Raw genomic sequence first — 20,956 nt, forward strand, 5'->3', positions numbered from 1 at the left:
TTTCAAGTCCAAGGTCACACTGAGGTTACAACTTTATGTCAGTTAGCCAAATTCTGGCTTTTTGTACTGATGCAGTTTTGTTGCTCGGTGCATCAAGCGTTGCGCTCGTTTGCCTGTTTTTTCTTCTCGAATGTACTGCTGCTCTATTCCCAACAGCCTCTTTTAACTTTAAAGAGAGTTGGCACAATACCAAAGTAGCTGTCCTAGTACCTGCTCATAACGAAGAACTGACGATCGGAAAAACATTGGAAAAACTCACTCCGGTGTTGAAAAAGCAAGACCGCTTGATTGTCATTGCTGATAACTGTACTGATGCAACGGCCGAAATTGCTCGTGCTGCAGGTGCTACAGTTATTGAACGTCATGACTCTTCTCTCAGGGGAAAAGGATATGCCCTGGATCGCGGTTTGCGGTTTATAGAGTCAGAACCTCCTGATGTTGTCGTGTTGATGGATGCTGACTGTATAGCTCATCTGGGTGCAGTAGAGAAACTGAGTCAGTATGCGATCGCTACAGGACGACCCGTTCAGGGTATTTACTTGATGAAAAGAGATCGAAACTCTACATCTTCAAGAGATTTGGTTTCACAATTTTCTAATGTAGTGAGAAATTTAGTTCGTGCTCGTGGAGGAGCATTCTTAGGAATACCTTGTTTGCTCAATGGTACGGGTATGGCTTTTCCTTGGTCTGTGATTCGCTCGGTCAATTTAGCTAGCGGTCATATTGTTGAAGATATGAAATTAGGGTTGGATTTAACCATAGCCGGACACAAACCCATTTTTTGCTCGGAAGCAATGGTAACAGGGTATTGGCCATCTCAGGTGCAAGCAGCTAAAACTCAACGCACTCGTTGGGAGCACGGTCATCTACAGATGATACAGGCTTATCTTCCCCTTCTTCTAAAAGAGGCTGTGAAACAAGGTCGGTTCGACTTAGTCATGAGCGCTCTCGATTTGTGTATTCCTCCTCTGTCTTTGCTTGCAATCGTCTTGTTAGCAGTGATGACGGGTTCTTTACTAGGTGCGGTATTGGGTGCATCTTGGATTCCATTTGCGATCGCAGCCACTGCTGGATTGTCTTTTTTCAGTGGAATTCTTGTAGCTTGGGCGAAATTTGCCAGTCAAGATGTGCCTTTAGGCCAATTGTTAACGATTCCTTTATATGTACTTTGGAAGATTCCAGTTTATTTCAAGTTTTTAGTCAAACCTCAAGATACCTGGATTCGTACAGAACGAGATGTAACTTAAATAGGAGAAGCTTGAAATGCGGGTTGCCATTGTTGCCGAACATGCTTCTAGTAAATATGGTGGAGAAGCGTTTTTGCCACTGAATTATTTTAGATTGCTGCGAGCACGGAAAATAGAGGCATGGTTGATTGTTCATTCTCGCACGCAAGCTGAACTAGAAGCCCTTTTTCCAGAAGAACGCGATCGCATTCACTTTATATCTGATACTTGGATACACAAAATCCTATGGCGCTGCACGTTGTTGCTACCTAGAAGAGTTGCAGAAATGACGACCGGCTTGCTGAGTTCTCTGTATACCCAAAGTCTTCAGCGTAAACTTGTCCGCCAAATTGTTTACCAAAACAATATAGATGTCGTGCATCAACCAATTCCCGTTGCACCTAAAAACCCCTCGCTGATATTTAACGTTGGCGCACCAGTTGTTATTGGTCCAATGAATGGTGGAATGGAATACCCTCCGGCTTTCCGCTCTCGGGAGAACTTTTTGATTAAACCACTCGTTTCACTAGGACGCCAATTTGCAGATTTTTGCAATTATCTTTTACCTGGTAAAATTAGAGCGCAAATGCTGTTAGTCAGTAACGAACGGACAAGAAAAGCACTCCCCACTGGAGTCGTTGGTAACATTATTGAGCTAACAGAGAACGGTGTGGACTTGTCCGTGTGGGAACCGGCACCACTGGAATTGAAGACACTCAATCCAGCAGGGATTAATTTTCTTTTTGTTGGGCGGCTAGTAGACTGTAAAGCTATAGACTTACTGCTTTTAGCCTTTCAAAAAGTGGTTGCCCAAATCAATGCTAGTTTAGAGATCGTTGGAGATGGCAATCACCGCCAGAAACTAGAAGCTCTGACTCATAGTTTAGGCTTGGCAAATCAAGTTACATTCACTGGTTGGCTGTCTCAAAAGGATTGCGCTAGCAAGCTAAGAGCCGGAGATGCACTCGTTATGCCAAGTTTGATAGAGTGTGGTGGAGCAGTAGTTCTGGAGGCAATGGCGATCGGATTACCCGTAATTGCAACAAAATGGGGTGGTCCTATGGATTACTTGGATGCCACTTGTGGTATTTTAGTTGAGCCTTCTTCAAAGGAAGAGTTTATTACTGGGCTCACCAACGCTATGTTAAAGCTTGCACGGTCACCTGAGTTGCGCTTGCAAATGGGTCGTGCTGGGCAACAGCGTGTTCGCGAGTATTTTGATTGGGAACGTAAAATTGACTGCATTCTTGATATTTATCACCAAACTTGTAAAATATCAAAATTCAATCAAAGAAAACTCAAGTCATTAATCCAGGTGGGTTGAATTTAACATGATGCTGACTTAGGTAGAGGTTGCTAGAGAGCGAGTCTAGCAATGAACATGGGGGAAAACTCGGTTGTTTGAGTCATAAAGCTCGATAGCTCTTCTGCTCATTTGCAGCAACCAAGTTTTTGATATTACTGTACTAATTCTCTACAGGGCCATTGCCGCTCGCTAACTTTATAAGCGATTTTCTGATGTGCTCTTTGGAAGATTCCTGTCTGTCTTTGGTTTGTAATTAAACTTCAAAATGTCTGAGTTCGTAGAGATAACAGCAAGCGATATCGATTGACCGGTGACTGGTGACTGATTGCAGGTCGCTAGTAAAATTCTATAAATAGCTTGATTTGTGCTTTGAATTTGTCTGTCTGCCGATCGTTCCTTTGAAGATAAAAAAGCAGGAGCAACTCATGAACTCTCAAGACCTAGGTTTGACCGTATTACTTAACTACCAAGTTCAAAGTCAGGAAAATTCACAAGTGCTCGTGGTTAGAAAGTTTTTCGATGAGATGAATAAATTTTCTAGTCTATGGCCTGGTAAAATGAGACTTCTAATAGAGCAAGATCCAACAAAAAAAGAGTTGCTAGAAACTGTCACTGTTAACCCAGATGAGTTACCTTACGAGTTACAAATCGTCTCTTATAAAAACCTCAAACCTGCTGTTCTTCTAAAAAAGACATCGATTGTATATAGCGCTGTAGGAGCTAAGCATAACAAAATCAGTCAGTATTGCAAATCGGCTGGTGTTCCCTGTATTTATATCTCTGAATACAGCTTCAAAGCTAGAAAACAAATTGTAAATATAAGCACAAAAAATCCAATTCTCCGTTGGCGAAGAATTTTATGGGAGCAAAATCAAGAAAGAAAACAGGTCAATGGCATAAAGTTGGCTGAGGGTATTCAATGTAATGGCACTCCTACTTATAACGAATACCGTAAAATCAATTCTAATGCCTTTCTGTATTTTGATAATCGAGTTCCTGACCGCTTATTAGCAAAGCGTCAAGAGCTTGAAGAAAGAACTAATGACTTGTGTGAACCCAATCGACCTCTACGGCTTTGTTTTTCCGGTCGTCTCATTAAAATGAAAGGTGCTGACCATCTTATAGATATTGCTCAAGAACTCAAGCAATTAGGGGTTCGGTTTCAAATGTTTATTTTTGGTAATGGCGACCTGAAAGAGAAGATGCTGTCTGAAATTGCAGCAAGCGCTCTGAGTGATTCTGTGAAAATGATGGGGATGGTGAGCTTCAATACACAACTGCTTCCTTTTGTCAAAAAAAATGTAGATTTGTTCGTTTGCTGTCACAGACAAAGCGATCCTTCATGTACTTATCTAGAAACAATGTCATGTGGTGTACCAATTATTGGATATGACAATGAAGCTTTTGCAGGAGTTGTACAACATTCTAAAACGGGATGGTTAATTGAGATGGATAGACCAAAAGCATTAGCTCGAAAAATTGCTATCTTAGACAAAAACAGACAATTGATTAGAGAACAGTCTTTTCAAGCTTTAGAGTTTGCTCAAGAACATACGTTTGAGAAAACATATCAAAGACGGCTGAAACATATAGAAGAAACTTGCTACAATTTTTATGGTTGGCGTCAGCAAAAACGCTTGTTAGTTGAATCATAGATAATACGAAAAGTCAACAGTCTAATTCAATAGGAAACTAAATATTTCCATCGCGACTGTTGACCGATCGCTAAAAATAATTTTTTTGCTATTCCAATTAAACAAATTTAAACCAGTGAAAAAATTTTTAGAAAATGCCGAGATTTTCTTTGCCATATTAGGATTAACTTTTTTCTCAGGTGTATTAGGTATCGGCGCTATGGGTGATGTTCTTCCAAGCGCTGTTGCCACATCTATTAGATATATAGTTTGGGTAGCCTCAACTCTTCTTATTTTTATCTATTGGAAAAAATCTTTGATCGCAGCTAGCCGAGATGTATTACTTTGTCTATTGACAGTTTTATCTTTATTATCATTTGCATGGTCAGAGTTTCCAGATTTTACATTATCTAATGCAAAAGAAATCTTTATGATGACCTCTTTTGGTTTGTACTTAGCTACAAGATTTACCTTAAGAGAGCAGGTGCAACTTATTGCTTTTACTTTATTATTAGGAGCTTTCTTCAGTATATTTTTTGCTATTGTATTTCCTTCCATTGCAATACATGGTTTCGACCACCCAGGAGCATGGAGAGGAGTGTATGGATATAAAAATACACTGGGTAGCATGATGGTTTTAAGCTCACTAGCCTTTTTTTCACTGCCAAAAGATTCTTCAATTTTATATAAATGGTTTGGTTTTAGTTTATCCATAGTTTTGATGTTACTGTCAACATCAAAAACTTCCTTGGTTCTTTCTTTCTTACTTATATTAGTTATGTTATTTTATAAAAATTTTCGTTGGCAGGGAAAAATTAGTGTAATTTTTGTAGACATTGGAGTTCTTGTTCTAGGATGTCTTTCTCTAGTCATTTTTAGTTATTGGGTAGAACTCATTTCTGGCTTGGGCAAAGATCCTACCCTAACCGGACGTACACCTCTATGGGCTACTGCAATATCCCGGTTAATGGAAAGACCGTTTTTTGGATATGGGCGTGATGCCTATTGGGCTCCTAAAAGTAAGTTTGCGGTCGAAGCAGGTAAAGCGATATCAGGATGGATTCCACCCCACGCGCACAATGGATTTCTTGATGTAGCACTTGATATTGGCTTAGTTGGGTTATCCCTTTTTCTAGTAAGTTTTGTTATCGCCTTTGCTCGGGCTTTGAAACGAGCTTACGCCACTAAAGATACAGAAGAACTTTGGCCATTAGCTTTCCTGAGCTTCTTGGCAATGAATAACATGACAGAGAGTTTTTTAATGCGTTTAGCTAATTTATATTGGGTTCTTTACATAGCAATTGCTTTTACCGGACATCAAAAAAGACTGAAAAGAGATTAAAAAAATCATTTTTATAAAAAATCAACATTACCGAAGAGAAAACAGGAAATAACATGAACGAACAACCGTTGGTTAGCATTCTCATTAATAACTATAACTATGCACAATTTTTACGCAAATCAATTGACAGTGCTTTAAATCAAGGATATTCTCTTATAGAAGTTGTTGTAGTTGATGATGGTTCTACAGATAACTCTAAGGACGTTATCAAGAGTTATGAAAATCAGATTGTTTCTGTCTTGAAGCAGAATGGAGGGCAAGCGTCCGCTTTTAATGCAGGTTTTAAAGCTAGTAAAGGAGATATCATCTGTTTTCTTGATGCTGATGACTACTTTCATCTAAATAAAGTCAGTCAAATAGTTGAACTTTTCCAAAAAAATCCTGAATTAGGTTGGATTTTTCACGAACTAGATGATGTGAATGCAAACGGACATTCTTTAGAATTTCGAGCCGATCGAAGCATTCACAAGTTTTCATTGGTTGATTTCCGTAAAAAGATGCTTGAGGGAGGTAACCTACCCTATCTTCCAGCGACTAGCGGGTTATGTTTCAAACGAAACGTACTAGAGCAAATATTACCAATGCCAGAACAAATTTTAATTTCTGCAGATAATTTTTTACGATTAGCAACAATTTCTAAGTCACCCGGTCTGTTATCTCCTGATAAAGTAGCCGTTCATCGTATTCATGGAGCGAATTTATTTGAATTTAGAAAGGATTACGAATACATCAACGCAGCAACGAATATCAAAACATGTTATTACCTAAGAAAGTGTTTTCCTGAAACTAAATCTTACACTAATAGACTTTATGCTCACGCAGTTGGAAGACTTATTGGGAAAACAAATCTAACTAAGGTTTTACAAATACCTGAATTTAAAGAATACATCAAAGATTACTTTTCTTTGGAATTTGGAATTGTGGGAGGTTCTAGAATCTTTTATAACTACTTGAAAAGTATCTTAATAAATTTTAAATTTTTATTAGGTCGTAAAAGTAGTGTTTAAATTTGATTGAGTTTCCTCCAGCCATCCTAAAAAAGGTGTCTTTCAATTAAAAAAAGTTGTTGCCATCTGTGCGAAGACAGCACAACTACGAGCCCAAAAGCAACTAAGGTCAATTTGAATCGATAAAAGACAGTATCGTTTTAGGAGGTATGACTTTGCAATCTATTGGAGTTGTTGTTATCGGGCGCAACGAAGGAGAACGTCTCCATCATTGTTTAAAATCAGCGATGGGCGAAAACCGAACTGTCGTTTACGTTGATTCTGGGTCAACAGATGGTAGCGTGGCACTAGCACAGTCCCTTGATGTTCGTGTAGTGGAACTGGATCTATCTGTTCCCTTTACAGCAGCTCGTGCGAGAAACGCAGGTTTTGAACACTTATTGCAGGTGAAACCAGAGGTAGAATTTGTTCAATTTGTAGATGGAGATTGTCGGATTGTTGAGGGATGGTTGGAAAGCGCCGAACAGATTTTAGTCTCTCAACCAGACGTTGTGGTAGTGTGCGGTCGTCGTCGAGAAGAATTTCCTCACCAATCAATTTACAATCTCCTTTGTGATATTGAATGGAATACTCCCGTAGGTGAAGCTAAAGCTTGTGGGGGTGACGCCATGATGCGAGTCAGTGCATTCAAAATGGTAGGAGGTTACAATCCAGTACTCATAGCAGGAGAAGAACCAGAATTGTGCGTGCGGCTGCGTCAAATAGGTGGTAAAATTTTGCGTATTGATGCAGAAATGACTCTACATGATGCCCAAATTCTACGTTTTGGACAATGGTGGAAGCGTTCAATTCGTAACGGTCATGCTTATGCAGAAGGCGCTTGGCTCCACGGTCGCAGTCCAGAACGGCACTGGGTGAGGGAAAGTCGTAGAATTTGGTTCTGGGGTTTGTTTTTGCCTTTATTGGCGATCGCTGGTGTATTGCCAACCATGGGGCTGAGTGTGATGTTACTTTTAATAGCTTATGCTTTTTTAGTTTACCGCGTGTACCGCTTTACCCGAAAACGGGGCTTTTCAGCATCAGATGCAATTGTTTACGCTCTGTTTTGCGTGTTAGATAAATTCCCACAACTACAAGGTCAAATTAAGTTTCACCTGTCTCGCTTATCCAAGCAGCAGAGCACTATTGTGGAATACAAAATGGCTAATGGCTAATGGCTAATGGCTAATGGCTAATGGCTAATGGCTGATGGTAGTGGTTGTGACTAACTACTAACCCTAACTACTAATAACAACTAATAACAACTAACTCTAAATGGCAACAAAACTCAAATCAGCCGTAATTGGTACGGGGGCAATTTCTAAAGAGCATTTAAAGTTTCTGTCTGAGTGCGATCGCGCTCATCTGGCTGGTGTGTGTGACCTTTCAAATGCTGCTGCTAGATATGCAGCACGACGGTTCGGTGCAGACTCGATCTACACTGACTACCGCCAAATGTTAGATGAGGTGAAGCCTGATGTTGTTCACATTTTGACTCCTCCTAACACCCACAAGCGGATTGCCAAGGATTGTTTGGAAGCTAACGTACACGTCTTTTGTGAGAAACCAATTACACCAACCTATGATGAATTCAAAGAACTTTGGGCATTCTCGCAGTCTCAAAATCGTTGGCTAATTGAAAATCAGAACTACTGCTTCAACGAACAAATCCTTGCCATTAAACAATTAGTTGATGATGGTACTATTGGTGAAGTGCAGGAAGTTGAAGTTCGCGTAGCAGTTGATGTTCGCAGTGGTGGACCGTTTGCAGATGAAAATCTGCCCAATCCCATTCACAAACTTCCCGCAGGCGTTGTTCATGATTTTATTACACACTTGTGCTCCTTAGTGGTGCGCTTTATTCCGGATTTTGACCGCGTCAGTGCGGCTTGGAGCAATCACGGTGGTGGAGATTTATTTAAGTACGATGACTTGGATGCGATCGTGATTGGAGGCTCAAAACACGCTCGGATTCGATTCACCTGTCACGCGTTACCCCAATGTTTCTTTATCACAGTACGTGGTTCAAAAGGTTACGCGGAAACAGATTTATTTCAACCTTACCTTCGCTGTGTTGTACCTCGTGGTGGTAAACTCCTCTCGCCGTTAATAAACCATTTTGTTAATGGATGGGAGTTGATGGGAGCATCAATGACTAACTTCCGCCGCAAGGTGATGCAAAAAACTCCCTATGAAGGTCTGCACCGTCTTTTAGATAAAACTTATACAGCATTAGCCGATGGTGAAACGCCACCAATTACTTTTGAAGACATGGAACGAACAAACCGTTTAGTGCAATTATTACTTCTGGAGGCAAATCAAATATGAAACTCTTGATAACAGGAGCATCAGGTTATCTGGGCAAGTATGTTGTTGCGGAAGCCTTGCGACGGGGACATAAAGTGCGTGCAGTTGTACGACCTGCAAGTTCTGTCAATCGCTTGGCTTGGCACGATCATCCATCAGTAGAACTTGTCCGTCTCGATCTGCGGCGAAAGGATGGTATTGTTGAGGCTCTGCGGGGTGTAGATGCAGTCCTCCATTTGGCAGTCGTTAAAGATGGTGACTTTTACGGGCGATTTGCTGGTACAGTTATCGCTACGGAAAACTTGCTTGATGCAATGATTCAAGCCCAAGTCTTCCGGTTAGTTGACATTAGCACCTTCTCGGTGTATGACTACTCATCTGGTAGAGCAATTACCGAAGAGACTCCCCTTGAGAGCAAACCCCTCGATCGCGACGAGTATGCTCAAGTCAAGCTTCTCCAGGAAGAACTTGTACGTGAGTTTGAGCAAAACTATAAAGCACAAGTGACATACATTCGCCCTGGGATGATTTATGGAAGAGATAACCTCTGGAACACTTGTATCGGAGCTCCTTTGGTTGGGAACCTGTGGTTAAAAGTTGGTGGTAATGCAAAATGTCCCTTAGCATATGTAGAAAATTGTGCAGATGCAATTGTCAGCGCTGTAGAACGCAATGAAGCAATTGGAGAAACTCTCAACATCATTGATGACAATTTGCCTACCCAAAATGTTTATGCCAAGAAACTGGCGCAACACTTAGACTCTTTACCGCGCACAATTTCCATTAGTTGGCCTCTCATGCGCTTCTTAGCATGGATTTTCTGGACGTACAACCAACAGATCCTTAAAGGGCAAGCAAGATTCCCTGGTATATTTATTCCCAGAGTGCTGGATGCTCGGTTTAAGCCGTTCCAATATCCCAATACTCGTGCTAAAAAAGTTTTGCAATGGCAACCCAAATATTCTCTTGATGAAGCAATTGAGCGCAGTTGTAGTGATATGGAACTGTTAGATGTACCTTCTCCCGCACCTTCGTTACAAACTGTGGGGGGCTAGGTCATGCGGATTGCCTATCTAACTGGTGAGTACCCTAGAGCAACGGATACCTTTATCCAACGTGAAGTTGCTGGTTTGAGAGAACTTGGTGTAGAAGTCCATACCTTTTCCATTCGCCGCACGGGGGATGAGCATATGGTAGGACCGGAACAAAAGAGCGAACGCGATCGCACGTTCTACATCCTTCCCCCCAATCCCATTGCCTTACTCCTGGCGCATCTCAGTCTATTTTTAAGTTCCCCAAGTAGATATTTGCGGGCGTTGAAACTAGCATGGGCTACACAACAACCAGGATGGCGCGGGTTAATCTATCAACTGTTCTACTTTCTGGAAGCCGGCATTCTCGCTCAACAAATTAAGACCAAGCGTATAGAACACCTGCACAATCACTTGGCAAGTTCTAGTGGTACTGTAGCAATGATAGCGGCTGAGTTGGGCGGGTTTACTTACAGCTTTACACTTCACGGTCCAAACATCTTTTTTGAACCCTATCACTGGCGACTTGACGAAAAAATCAAACGAGCGCTGTTTGTATGCTGTATCAGCCATTACGCTCGCTCTCAAGGAATGGTGTTTGCACCTATTGACAAATGGAATCGAATGCATATCATTCATTGCGGTATCGATCCAACTTTATTTGATGTTGTGACTCACAACCAATTGGGAAAACGGCTGCTTTTTGTGGGACGATTGGCGGCGGTCAAAGGGTTGCCCGTTCTTCTAGAAAGCCTTGCTGCTTTAAAAGATGTTGAACCGGAGATCGTGCTAACAGTCGTTGGAGATGGACCAGATCGCGCTCAATTGGAAAAAATAACTGACGAACTGGGATTGACAGATCGTGTCGAATATGTTGGTTATAAGTCCCAAGCAGAAGTACGCCAGTATTTGCAACAGACAGATGTGTTTGTGATGTCTAGCTTTGCAGAGGGTATACCTGTTGTCCTGATGGAAGCCATGGCTGCGGGTGTACCGGTTGTAGCAACGCAAATTGCTGGAGTCAGTGAGTTAGTCGAAAATGGTGTTAACGGCTATCTAGTTCCACCAGGGGATGCAATCTCCCTAGGAGAGTGTATCAAAAAATTACTCCATGCTCCTCAACTCCGAGTTACATTTGGCACGGCGGGTAGAGCAAAAGTTGAAAAAGACTTTAACATTATCTATGAAGTTACACGGCTGCATTGTGTCATGAATGCAGCACTACAAGGACGTATCGAGCTTATTCGTCCGAAGCTACCAGAAAAAGAGGTTTCGATTTTAACAACCAAAAAAGAAGCTGCTATCAGCAAAGTGTAACTAAGCCAGTGGGTGCAAACAATCATTACTGGTTTTTCGTTGCAACGCGTGCGTTCGCTACTCTTGCATACAGCAGGTACAGACAGCGCTACTCCAAGTTAAATACAAAGATTTTACTTTTCGTTAGATACTTGTAAATTTTTCTGCCCACCTACTTATAACAATTCATGAGTACCGAAATGCTCTTCTCTATATATGCCCAAGATTTAGTTATTTAGTGATGGTCTTTAGGGATTTCTAAGAAATAAATTATCCTATCCATCTTGTGGGATAGGCGTCCTTCCCTGTCCTATATCGGTAGCAAGTTTCAGGCTCCGCAGTCGCCTCAACAGAGGCTTTGGAGTTCTCCATAGAGATAAGGAAATTAAGCTCCTTTCTCTGGATTTACCGCATAATACTGCTCTTAGTACCACAAGAAATTTTTGGATATTTTTATTTGAAATTCCTTTAAGAAACCCATTTATGATTCAGGCAACATCTACTATGATTCAAGCAACATCTACAAAAGTAAAGCAGCAAAGGCTGCATTGGGTTGATTATGCAAAGGGGATTGGTATATTTTTAGTTGTGGTTGGACATACTCTACGGGGTCTAGTAAAAAGTTCGATTTTGGAAGAGTCCGCATTCATCATGTGGGTCGATCGCTGGATTTATGCTTTTCATATGCCTCTGTTCTTCTTTATCTCTGGGTTGTTTGTAGTGCGATCGCTATCCAAACCTTTCAAAAGTTTTGTCCTTGATAAAATTTCTGTCATTGTTTACCCCTATTTTATATGGTCAATTCTACAAAATATTCTTCAAATCTTGACCTCACGTTATACAAATCAGCCAGTTACATTTACAGATATTTGGAGGATTATCTATCAACCCTATCAGCAATTTTGGTTCCTCTATACTTTATTTATCATTTTGCTAGCCTATGCAATTTTCCATAAGTTAAGAATATCTCCTGTTATTTTTTTAGCTTTTTCTGTCTTTATATACATTTTATATTGCTTGGATATTAGCATTGGTCCTTGGGGTATTTTGTATTTAGTCAGACGCTATGCCATTTACTTTGCTTTAGGGCTTTGCTTTGGTAGCAGTAACTTACTAACAAAAATTAACCAACTTAAGGTTCTTCCTTTACTCTTAACAATAGTAGTTGGATATTTAGCAATCGCGCTAGCAGTTGTGTTCAAATTCGATGAAAATCCTATTGCAATTTTCATCATTGCTACGATCGGTATTGCTGCGTCAACAGCTTTATCTGTTCTCTTACAAAATTTCAATACAATGAATTTTGTAAAACAGTGGGGAATCTTTTCTTTAGAAATTTATGTAGCCCATATTATCGCTGCATCTTCTGCTCGTATTTTTCTTCAGAAAATGTTTCACATTTCAGAACCTATCGTTCATTTACTAATAGGAACATATGTTGGTATTTACGGACCTATCGCCTTCAGTAAAATTTGTTCAAAATTGGGATTTCAATATATGTTTAAGCTCCGTTCTCTAAAAGCTTAACTTTTATTCTCACAACGACTATTACCTTAAAATGTAAATATGAAATCTGTAAAAAAGCGAGCTATCGTTGGAGCAATTTGGACAATTGTTGGTTTTGGAGGCATTCAAGTCCTGCGATTCGGCAATAATTTAATTCTAACTCGCCTCCTTGTACCGGAATTTTTTGGTTTAATGGCATTAGTGAATACCTTAAGAGTAGGTCTTGAATTATTCTCAGACATTGGTATTGCTCAAAGTATAGTCAACAGCCAACGGGGAGATGAACCAGCTTTCCTGAAGACTGCAAAAACACTACAAGCAATTCGCGGTTTGATCATCTGGATTGTTTGCTTGATTCTCACTTTTCCCATTGCAAACTTTTACAACGATCGACGCCTTTTATGGTTAATTCCTCTATCTGTGATTTTCTCAGTTTTTGATGGATTGAGTGCTATTGGTTTGCACAGCCTTCACCGACGAATGGAATTGGGTAAGCTCAACCTTTACGAGCTCGTTTTGCAGTTTTGTTATCTTTCCACTTTGATTACCTTAGTCTGGCTTTACCCTAACATCTGGACTTTAGGTTTTGGAGTAGCGCTGGGAGGATTGTACAAAATGATTAGCAGCTACTGGTTAGTACCAGAATCTCCCACTGATTTTGGCTGGGAACCAGAAGCAGTCAAAGAAATTTTGTCTTTCGGTAAATGGATGTTTATTTCATCAGGGTTGATGTTTGCTGCTGAACAAGCAGATCGCCTAGTTTTGGGTAAGCTACTATCGTTTCAAATGTTAGGTGTTTATACAGTCGCTTACACTCTAGCAACCATACCCCGTGAAATCATCAGACAACTCAGTTATAAAGTCATTTTTCCAGCGATCGCTAACGTACTTGATGGACCAAGGGAGACTTTACGAGCTAAAATACTTCGTCAACGACGGCTGATGTTATTAGGTTTTGCAGTTGTATTAGCTTCACTTGTGACTGTCGGCGATCTGGTGATTGCAGTACTGTATGATGACAGGTACGCTGAAGCCACCTGGATGATGCCAATTTTATGCTGTGGTATCTGGTTTTCCCTGCTATTTTATACCATTAGCCCTGCTCTACTAGCAATTGGAAAACCCCTTTACTCAGCCCAAAGCAACTTTGCTCGGTTTGCAACAATTACGTTCATCCTACCAGTCTTATATTCTCAATATGGTACGCTTGGGGCAATTCTCGTTATTGCATTGAGCGATTTCCCTTTATATATAGTTAACCTTTACGGGCTTTGGCGGGAAAAACTTTCTTGTTTTATCCAAGATATTCAAACCACAGTCTTTTTTATTGGTGTCTTAGCTCTATTTTTAGCAATTCGCAATTATTTAGGTTTCGGGTTACCGATTCAGTCACTTTGGAGTTGAACGAACAGCGATCGAAAGCTAATTTTTAGATGAAAAATAATCAACGATGAGAATCACAAACTAAATTTATAGTAAGTATGCTTATTTATAGAATTTTTCATCTGCAAGTGCTTTGAATAATCTTCAATTTTTGTCCGGATTGAATACACTTGTTACATATATAGCAGTCCTAAATGAAATATAAAAATAAGAGTGAAGACTGCTAATAGCTAATGGCTTTTTGACCATTAGCCCTATCTCCTTACGGAGACGCTTCGCGTTGCGAAGCTATGCCCGCAGGGCTATACGAGTTCGCTAGTCCCCAGAGCGTGGGAAACCCGCCTGCAGCACTGTACTCACATCCTGCTTTCTCTGGGCTTACCATTAGCCATTAGCTATTAGCTATTAGCACTCCAATTTTCTACAAATGATTTAGGATTGCTATCTATGTAGTTTAAAAGGGATAAAAATTAAGTGTTAGCAAGGTAAGGTTGGTTCGATCTTACTTTTATTACTTTCATTACGTTTCCCAAGTAACTCAGGTATACCTTAATCTTTGTAACTAAGGTTGGTAGCTTTGAAAATATATCTTATATTCGTCAGTACTTTTTGGTTCTTGAAAGCCTTGCTGTCAAGTTTTTAGCTTGAAAAATTTCATGCATCTCAGATTAGATTTTGTTTAAAAGCAGCTTCTACCAAAAAAAAGCTCTCAAAAATCAAAGTTTATAAAAAATTATCATAATCTTCATAATAGAACGAAATCATAGCATTTCCTATATACAAAATTTATCAAAAAATACAAAACCTTGACAAATCATCGTAATGTTTTTTACATATATGTTTGATATTATTTTGTTAATGATACAACTTGTAACTCAAAACATTTTCTCTCATTCTTACATTTTTTTTGAGAGTAAATTACAAGACTCTGGAAAGAGTTAATAGTGAATTGTGGAAGGAGAAAAATTTGAAATACCATATAGCTTTAAGTCCCCCATGCGATCTAGAAGGCATGACACGAAATGCCCAATTAGGAATGACTCCCTCTCACGCTATCTGGGAACTCAGTCAGCGTTTGGGAGCAAAAGTTCATCAGCCAGGAGAAGAACAAATTTTACCAATAGATAGAATACTTGCAAAGGTTATAGGTCGTCCAGAACACTGGGCTTTAGCACGCAACTTGTCCTTACAATGTGATGAAGATGATATCATTTATTGTACGGGTGAGGATGTCGGCATTCCTTTAGCAACTCTTTGTGGGCTGAAAAAGAGGCGACCCAAACTTATTGGCTATTTTCACAACATGAATAGACCTCGCGGTCGTCTGGCATTACAAATATTTCAAGTAGCCAATAAAATTGATTTATTTGTTTCTACGGTTCCTTCAGAAATTACTTTTCTCAGCCAATACTTGCAATTACCCAAAAATCGAATTTATGAAGTGAAAGCACAACCGACAGATGCATCTTTCTTTACACCAGGACCTACCTCCCACGAGAAACGCCGCCCGATTATAGGCAGTGGAGGTTTAGAAAAACGGGATTATAGGACTCTTGCAGATGCTACCAAGGATTTAGATGTAGATGTCAAAATTTGCGCTTTCTCAAATAATGCCAAAAAATTAAAGCGATCGTTCCCAAAACTGATTCCAAATAATATGTCATCTCGCTTTTACTCTTGGTATGAATTATTACAATTATACCGTGACTCTGACATAGTTGTTGTTCCTTTGGTTGAGAATACACAAGAAGCCGGACTCAGTACTTTGTTTGAAGCAATGGCTTGTTGCAAACCCGTTGTAATCACTCGCACACCAGGAATAATTAGCAAACTGATTGATGAAGGCATAGTTACTGGTGTTAGTCCCTACGATTCAGAGCAAATGAAACAAGCAATCCAGAATCTCTTGGACAATCCGTACAAAGCGCAAATGCAGGCTCAGAGAGGTTACGAACTAGTCCAAAAGCAGTACAACCAAAAAAATTATGTTGAATATTTAGCTATGGAAATCAGCTCGAGATTTGAGAGCCCGGTAAGAACAGCCATTTTTGTTTAGTTTGTATGTCCAAACAATACTTTTCCCACCTTATCCCACTACAAGAGTGAGAAAATTCATAACGGCTCTCAAACTGCGAGCTATAGCAGTTTTCCTTTACCTCAATTGTACCCAATTTGAGGACAATACCGTGTGCCCCTATCAACGTACCACTGATTTGACCAAAAGAATGGGATACAAGCCCCGTCCTTCTAGGACGGCTTTTCTTGATTCCTGATGTACTGCTTTAGAACTTCAATTGGCGCACCCCCTACAGACACAGCAAAATAACTAGGACTCCATAAGGCATCTTTATTAGGTTTCGGGTATCGAGCTTGTCCATAGCGGCGACTTGAAACACCTTTTAAAGCATTAACTATTTGAGAGATAGATAATTTAGGAGGGTATTCAATAAGTGCGTGAACATGATTATCCTCGCCGCTAAATTCAATTACTTGAAAGTCCATCTTTTTAGCTACTTCTCTAAACGTCTTATCAATTAATTCAAGGCTTTCTTTTGTAAATACAGACCTACGATACTTAGTAACGCAGACCAAGTGAATTTTTAAGTCTGTAACAGAGTGTCTTTCCCTGCGAAACTGGCTTGTCATTCTCTGTAGACCAATGTATAATTATTTTGTAGACCAATTATAGCACTGTCTATGAAAGCCAGGTATCAATTCCGTTTCTACCCAACAGACCAACAGCAACAGAGTTTAGCTCAGTTGTTTGGCTGTGTGCGCGTAGTTTGGAATGATGCGTTGGCTATCTGTAAGCAGTCTGAAAAGTTGCCCAGTAACAACGACTTGCAAAAGTTGGTGATTACGCAAGCTAAAAAGACTGATGAAAGATCGTGGTTGTCTAATGTTTCTAACATTCCATTACAGCAGTCTGTTGCTGATTTAGGTGTTGCCTACAAGAACTTTTTTGATTCACTCAAAGGTAAAAGAAAAGGTACGGCAGTCGCTACAACGCTTGGAACCCCCGCAACGCGCTGCCTCAAAAAAGTAGGTACTCCCAAGTTTAAAAAGAAAACAGGGAGACAATCAGCACGGTTTAGAATTGGTGGATTTTCTATCAAAGGAGATGAAGTGTACTTGGCAAAGATTGGCAATGTTAAGCCAGTTTGGTCAAGACAACTACCCTCCGGGTTCGCAAGTTTCGACTCGACGGAAACCGCCAAGACTCGAACTTGCTCACCATCTGCACCAAGCAGCGTAACAGTCATCAAAGATTGTGCTAATCGTTATTTCCTCAGTTTCGTTGTAGAGATAGCTCCTATTCAAGTCAACGCTAAAAACCAAAGCATTGGCATTGATTTAGGTCTTAAAACTTTTGCGGTCATGAGTAATGGCGAAGTAGCAACTAGCCCAAATTACTTAAAGAAAGACCGTAAAATTCGCCAACTACAACGCCAACTAGCAAGACAACAATCATGGTCTAAACGCCGTGAAGTTACTCGGTTAAAGATTGCTAAACGACACAATCAAATCGCTGATACCCGCAAAGATTTCCTGCATAAGTTATCAACCAAAGTAGTTAGCGAGAACCAAACTATTGTTTTGGAAGATTTAAACGTATCAGGAATGGTTAAAAACCGCAAACTTGCAAGAGCAATCAGCTTGCAGGGATGGCGAGAATTCCGGGTATTGTGCGAGGCTAAATCTGAAAAGCTTAACCGGGAATTCAGGGTGATTAGCAGATGGGAACCTACTAGTCAAACTTGCTCTTGCTGTGGGTATCGTTGGGGCAAAATTGATCTCTCTGTGCGTTCAGTATTGTGTCTAAATTGCGGTACTGAACACGACAGAGATGAGAATGCCTGTAGAAATATAGAAATGGTCGGCATGGGGCATCGGCACGACCTTAAACGGACACAGAGACAGAGTCAGACGACAACGGTCGCATCAGTCGATGAAGTGTCAAGAATCACCGCACCTTTAGGTCGGTGAGTATGTCAAAACTACTCTATATACATTCACTCCCTCCCCCTGCTTATAAGAGCGATCCATTAATCCACATCTTTCTTCACAATCTTAAAATTTTGATTGGATAAAGCTTACAAGGAGCAGTCTCGTAGGTCAACTTGCTAAAGTTGCGCCGAAGATCTAATTGTTTGTAATTTAGCTTGCTCTTTCTCAAAATATTAAGAGAAATCCGGACAATACATAGCTTTGTCTGGCTTCATGGAAGCTTTAGTAAAGATGCACCTAATGGGTAGCCTTGTAAAGGGGAGGGAACTTAATTTCCTAGTTCTCTCCTTTTATACATGGTACTTAAGGGAGATAAATCCGATGTGCATATATGCGTCTCTTTGTAGGATTTCCATATAAGAATCGTTAAGGCTAAAGTCTACCGTTTGATGCTCGTGGGCTTCATTATACCCCTATTTCCAAAAATTAGTAATTTTTAGGGTGATTTGGGAGTCATCCAAACAGTGGAATGGGTTTGCATTGGGTGAGATTTGTGTTGATTGTCCTGAATTTTTCGATAGAGAAATTACATTTTCTAATAGATAAACATAAAAATTTCAATAATAAAACTCTAAATTATAGATTGAATATCATTCATGAAAAAATCTTATAAGTGAGGTTCCGCTAAGCTCAAACATAGTTTGTTGAAAGCTTTTTGACATTTAATTTCAATTTTAGAACATTTATAGCAACCCTCTTGTGCCACTTTAAGAAAAGTCATATAACAAACGAATCTCTAACTTTAGATAGGTGATTCTTGTTTAAGAGAATGGTTAAACCCAAGATTTTTAGTAAAGATTTTTATACTTTAACCATTCTAGATTTTTATCTGAAAAATTGATAAATTCAGGTTAATATTAACTGCGCTACTATGATATGCTGGCTTTGCTAAGTGAGATAGAAACTCCGGTTTTTAGCAAAAATCTTTGTGTAAAAAAGCAAGAAATTAGAAATAATGAATATGTTCAATTGCAAAAAGCAGCAATGCCAACTGAGAAGGCAAACGATCGTGACACTGCTAGCAACTCTGTTCGGTTTTGTCATGACATTTGGTATTCATATTGCACTGACGCAAGCAAAGGAGACAAATTTCCCAAATCGACAGGAAAACAGCAGCCATTTAATAGCCCAAATTTCATCTGACACTGCGTGGCGTGAAACAGCTAACCAAAATATTGAAAAATACCGTAAAGGTGATTTGACAGTTGTAGTCACGGATGCTAGTGGTAATCCCATCCCTAATGCAGATGTACGTGTTGCCATGAAGCGCCACGCCTACAGCTTTGGGAGTGCAACTGACGATGCTTTGCTATTGAACTCGAATAACTCTGATGGCGATCGGTATCGAGATAACGTTTTACAGTTATTTAATGAAGCAGTGAATGAAGATAGTCTTAAGTGGGTTCGATGGGATAACTTGCAATTACGTTCCCAAGCGATAGAAGCAGTTAACTGGTTGAAAAGTAGAAACCTGAAAGTGCGCGGACACAATCTTATTTGGCCTAGTTGGAGAAATTCGCCCCCTGAGTTGGAGAGTGCCTACAATGACACCCTATCGCTACAGGGAAAGACAGCTGCAGATAACTTTTTACGGACTCGTATCATTTCTCATATCACCGAACAGACTAGTGCCTTGAAAGGTCAAATTAACGATTGGGATGTTGTAAACGAGCCTTGTGAGAACACAGATTTTCAGACAATTTTAGGTCAATCTATTCTTGTCGATGCATTTCATGCTGCTCATCAGGCAGATCCAGATGCTGTTCTCTACGTTAACCAAAATTTATATGAGAGAAACAGCAAAGCAGATGAATACGAAAATATCATTCAGTACCTACTTGCCAACGGTGCGCCACTTGAAGGAATTGGTATAGAAGGTCATTTATTCAACGAGCTTCCTATTTCAATACCAGACTTTCTCAGTACCCTCGATCGCTTTGCTAAATTCAACCTTCCCATTAAAATTACTGAGTTTGATGTGCTGACACCTGACAAACAATTACAAGCTGAGGTAACGCGTGACTTTATGACGGCTGTTTTCAGCCATCCAGCTACAAAAGGCTTTATCATGTGGGGTTTTTGGGACGGCAAACATTGGCTTAGCAATGCGCCCATCTACAATGCCGATTGGAGCTTAAAGCCCAGCGGACAGGTTTACCTTGATTTAGTCTTCAATCAGTGGTGGACGAATACAACAGGTAAAACAGATACTAATGGGGAATTCAAGGTCAGAGGATTCCTAGGCGACTATGAAGTCACAGCCAGCAAAAACCTTACCAGTCAAACAGTATCCACAACTCTTTCACCTGATGGTAGAAGATTGACAATCAGTGGTATAACGTCCTAGACGCCAGACTCCCGACTTCCTTCAAGAAGTTGGGAGTTTACAACCCCTCCATGCAAAATCGGCATAGTCAATAAACCCCATGCCAAACCTGTTATCAACCCAAAAGGAGTCACAACATAATTGTGAAAGCTCCACAAACCCAAAACCTGAGCAGCCAGTTCCAAGGGATAAGCCATCATCAAAACACTAGCAACCGCAACACCACTCCAACCGTACTGACTCAACCAGTAAAAACCTTTACCACCTGTTATCCCAAACAGCAAGCGAGTCACCAGCAAACCCGTTACAGTTCCGTAACAACGCATACAAACCGCCATAATGTGAGGTGATGCCAAAACCACTCCCATATCGGGTTGAGGACACACATGACGGCCCATCAAATAAATAATATCCGCAACAATAGGTAATAAAGGTAACCCAGACCCTGCCAAAAAAGGAGCAACCAGAGGTCCAACCACCATCCCAGATAGTAGGAAATCCGCAATAAAACTAACCCAACGAATTTGTACTCCTTGACGAGAAGTCACGCCTACCATTCTCTCTTCCTCTTCTTCTTTCCACTGCGTACTCTGTGGCTCATGAAT

General features: G+C 40.3%; 16 protein-coding genes. 14 read left to right on the top strand and 2 right to left on the bottom strand.

What is annotated here, in order from left to right; all coding sequences use genetic code 11:
• Nucleotides 1-35: 35 nt before the first annotated feature.
• The 12 genes from AB0756_RS38525 (at nt 36) to AB0756_RS38580 (ending at nt 16,073) form a co-directional block, all read left to right on the top strand.
• Nucleotides 36-1,247, top strand: coding sequence for a glycosyltransferase family 2 protein (locus AB0756_RS38525; protein ID WP_038079545.1), 1,212 nt, complete (start codon nt 36-38; stop codon nt 1,245-1,247).
• Nucleotides 1,248-1,263: 16 nt separating this feature from the next.
• A complete protein-coding gene (locus AB0756_RS38530) occupies nt 1,264-2,550 on the top strand; it encodes a glycosyltransferase family 4 protein (RefSeq protein WP_038079543.1) in 1,287 nt (428 codons plus the stop codon).
• Nucleotides 2,551-2,957: 407 nt separating this feature from the next.
• On the top strand, nt 2,958-4,187 hold the full coding sequence (locus tag AB0756_RS38535; protein ID WP_167844675.1) for a glycosyltransferase family 4 protein: 1,230 nt from the start codon (nt 2,958-2,960) through the stop codon (nt 4,185-4,187).
• Between the two features lie 115 nt (nt 4,188-4,302).
• Nucleotides 4,303-5,508, top strand: a complete 1,206-nt coding sequence (locus AB0756_RS38540; RefSeq protein ID WP_050045747.1) for an O-antigen ligase family protein — start codon at nt 4,303-4,305, stop codon at nt 5,506-5,508.
• Nucleotides 5,509-5,561: 53 nt separating this feature from the next.
• A complete protein-coding gene (locus AB0756_RS38545) occupies nt 5,562-6,515 on the top strand; it encodes a glycosyltransferase (RefSeq protein WP_167844676.1) in 954 nt (317 codons plus the stop codon).
• Nucleotides 6,516-6,670: 155 nt separating this feature from the next.
• Nucleotides 6,671-7,669: a glycosyltransferase gene (locus tag AB0756_RS38550; protein WP_038079730.1), complete on the top strand. Its 999-nt coding sequence runs from the start codon at nt 6,671-6,673 to the stop codon at nt 7,667-7,669.
• Between the two features lie 100 nt (nt 7,670-7,769).
• Complete coding sequence (locus tag AB0756_RS38555; protein WP_038079540.1) at nt 7,770-8,822, top strand: Gfo/Idh/MocA family protein; 1,053 nt, start codon at nt 7,770-7,772, stop codon at nt 8,820-8,822.
• Nucleotides 8,819-9,856 carry an NAD-dependent epimerase/dehydratase family protein gene (locus tag AB0756_RS38560; RefSeq protein WP_038079539.1) on the top strand — a complete coding sequence of 346 codons (1,038 nt, stop codon included), beginning with the start codon at nt 8,819-8,821 and terminating at the stop codon, nt 9,854-9,856. Before AB0756_RS38555 ends, AB0756_RS38560 begins: the two co-directional genes overlap by 4 nt.
• Nucleotides 9,857-9,859: 3 nt before the next feature.
• Nucleotides 9,860-11,149, top strand: a complete 1,290-nt coding sequence (locus AB0756_RS38565) for a glycosyltransferase (protein ID WP_038079535.1) — start codon at nt 9,860-9,862, stop codon at nt 11,147-11,149.
• A gap of 462 nt (nt 11,150-11,611) precedes the next feature.
• Nucleotides 11,612-12,655, top strand: coding sequence for an acyltransferase family protein (locus tag AB0756_RS38570; RefSeq protein ID WP_202048611.1), 1,044 nt, complete (start codon nt 11,612-11,614; stop codon nt 12,653-12,655).
• Nucleotides 12,656-12,694: 39 nt separating this feature from the next.
• Nucleotides 12,695-14,038: an oligosaccharide flippase family protein gene (locus AB0756_RS38575; protein ID WP_038079533.1), complete on the top strand. Its 1,344-nt coding sequence runs from the start codon at nt 12,695-12,697 to the stop codon at nt 14,036-14,038.
• Between the two features lie 946 nt (nt 14,039-14,984).
• The gene (locus tag AB0756_RS38580) at nt 14,985-16,073 is read left to right on the top strand and encodes a glycosyltransferase family 4 protein (protein ID WP_038079720.1); all 1,089 of its coding nucleotides are present in this window, start codon (nt 14,985-14,987) and stop codon (nt 16,071-16,073) included.
• A gap of 191 nt (nt 16,074-16,264) precedes the next feature.
• Here the strand turns inward: AB0756_RS38580 and tnpA are convergent, their stop codons facing one another.
• A complete protein-coding gene (gene tnpA / locus AB0756_RS38585; RefSeq protein ID WP_038079531.1) occupies nt 16,265-16,663 on the bottom strand; it encodes an IS200/IS605 family transposase in 399 nt (132 codons plus the stop codon).
• Between the two features lie 51 nt (nt 16,664-16,714).
• On the opposite strand from tnpA, the gene AB0756_RS38590 reads away from it, so the two are divergent.
• Both AB0756_RS38590 and AB0756_RS38595 read left to right on the top strand, forming a co-directional pair.
• Entirely contained in the window at nt 16,715-18,004 is a 1,290-nt protein-coding gene (locus AB0756_RS38590) for an RNA-guided endonuclease InsQ/TnpB family protein (protein WP_038079522.1), read from the top strand.
• Between the two features lie 982 nt (nt 18,005-18,986).
• Complete coding sequence (locus AB0756_RS38595) at nt 18,987-20,372, top strand: endo-1,4-beta-xylanase (protein WP_167844677.1); 1,386 nt, start codon at nt 18,987-18,989, stop codon at nt 20,370-20,372.
• On the opposite strand, the gene AB0756_RS38600 is transcribed toward AB0756_RS38595, so the two are convergent.
• Nucleotides 20,369-20,908: a DUF2085 domain-containing protein gene (locus AB0756_RS38600; RefSeq protein WP_038079716.1), complete on the bottom strand. Its 540-nt coding sequence runs from the start codon at nt 20,906-20,908 to the stop codon at nt 20,369-20,371. The genes AB0756_RS38595 and AB0756_RS38600 overlap by 4 nt on opposite strands.
• Between the last annotated feature and the right edge of the window lie 48 nt (nt 20,909-20,956).

The sequence above is a fragment of the Tolypothrix campylonemoides VB511288_2 genome (assembly GCF_045999855.1).
Classification (GTDB): Bacteria; Cyanobacteriota; Cyanobacteriia; order Cyanobacteriales; family Nostocaceae; genus Scytonema; species Scytonema bouteillei_A.

Excerpts from the sequence above, each read along its gene's own strand:
- AB0756_RS38545 (WP_167844676.1), top strand. The coding sequence starts at position 5,562 with ATGAACGAACAACCGTTGGTTAGCATTCTCATTAATAACTATAACTAT.
- AB0756_RS38535 (WP_167844675.1), top strand. The coding sequence starts at position 2,958 with ATGAACTCTCAAGACCTAGGTTTGACCGTATTACTTAACTACCAAGTT.
- AB0756_RS38555 (WP_038079540.1), top strand. The coding sequence starts at position 7,770 with ATGGCAACAAAACTCAAATCAGCCGTAATTGGTACGGGGGCAATTTCT.
- AB0756_RS38595 (WP_167844677.1), top strand. The coding sequence starts at position 18,987 with ATGTTCAATTGCAAAAAGCAGCAATGCCAACTGAGAAGGCAAACGATC.
- AB0756_RS38590 (WP_038079522.1), top strand. The coding sequence starts at position 16,715 with ATGAAAGCCAGGTATCAATTCCGTTTCTACCCAACAGACCAACAGCAA.
- AB0756_RS38525 (WP_038079545.1), top strand. The coding sequence starts at position 36 with ATGTCAGTTAGCCAAATTCTGGCTTTTTGTACTGATGCAGTTTTGTTG.
- AB0756_RS38530 (WP_038079543.1), top strand. The coding sequence starts at position 1,264 with ATGCGGGTTGCCATTGTTGCCGAACATGCTTCTAGTAAATATGGTGGA.
- AB0756_RS38570 (WP_202048611.1), top strand. The coding sequence starts at position 11,612 with ATGATTCAGGCAACATCTACTATGATTCAAGCAACATCTACAAAAGTA.
- AB0756_RS38560 (WP_038079539.1), top strand. The coding sequence starts at position 8,819 with ATGAAACTCTTGATAACAGGAGCATCAGGTTATCTGGGCAAGTATGTT.
- AB0756_RS38575 (WP_038079533.1), top strand. The coding sequence starts at position 12,695 with ATGAAATCTGTAAAAAAGCGAGCTATCGTTGGAGCAATTTGGACAATT.
- AB0756_RS38600 (WP_038079716.1), bottom strand. The coding sequence starts at position 20,908 with ATGGTAGGCGTGACTTCTCGTCAAGGAGTACAAATTCGTTGGGTTAGT.
- tnpA (WP_038079531.1), bottom strand. The coding sequence starts at position 16,663 with ATGACAAGCCAGTTTCGCAGGGAAAGACACTCTGTTACAGACTTAAAA.
- AB0756_RS38565 (WP_038079535.1), top strand. The coding sequence starts at position 9,860 with ATGCGGATTGCCTATCTAACTGGTGAGTACCCTAGAGCAACGGATACC.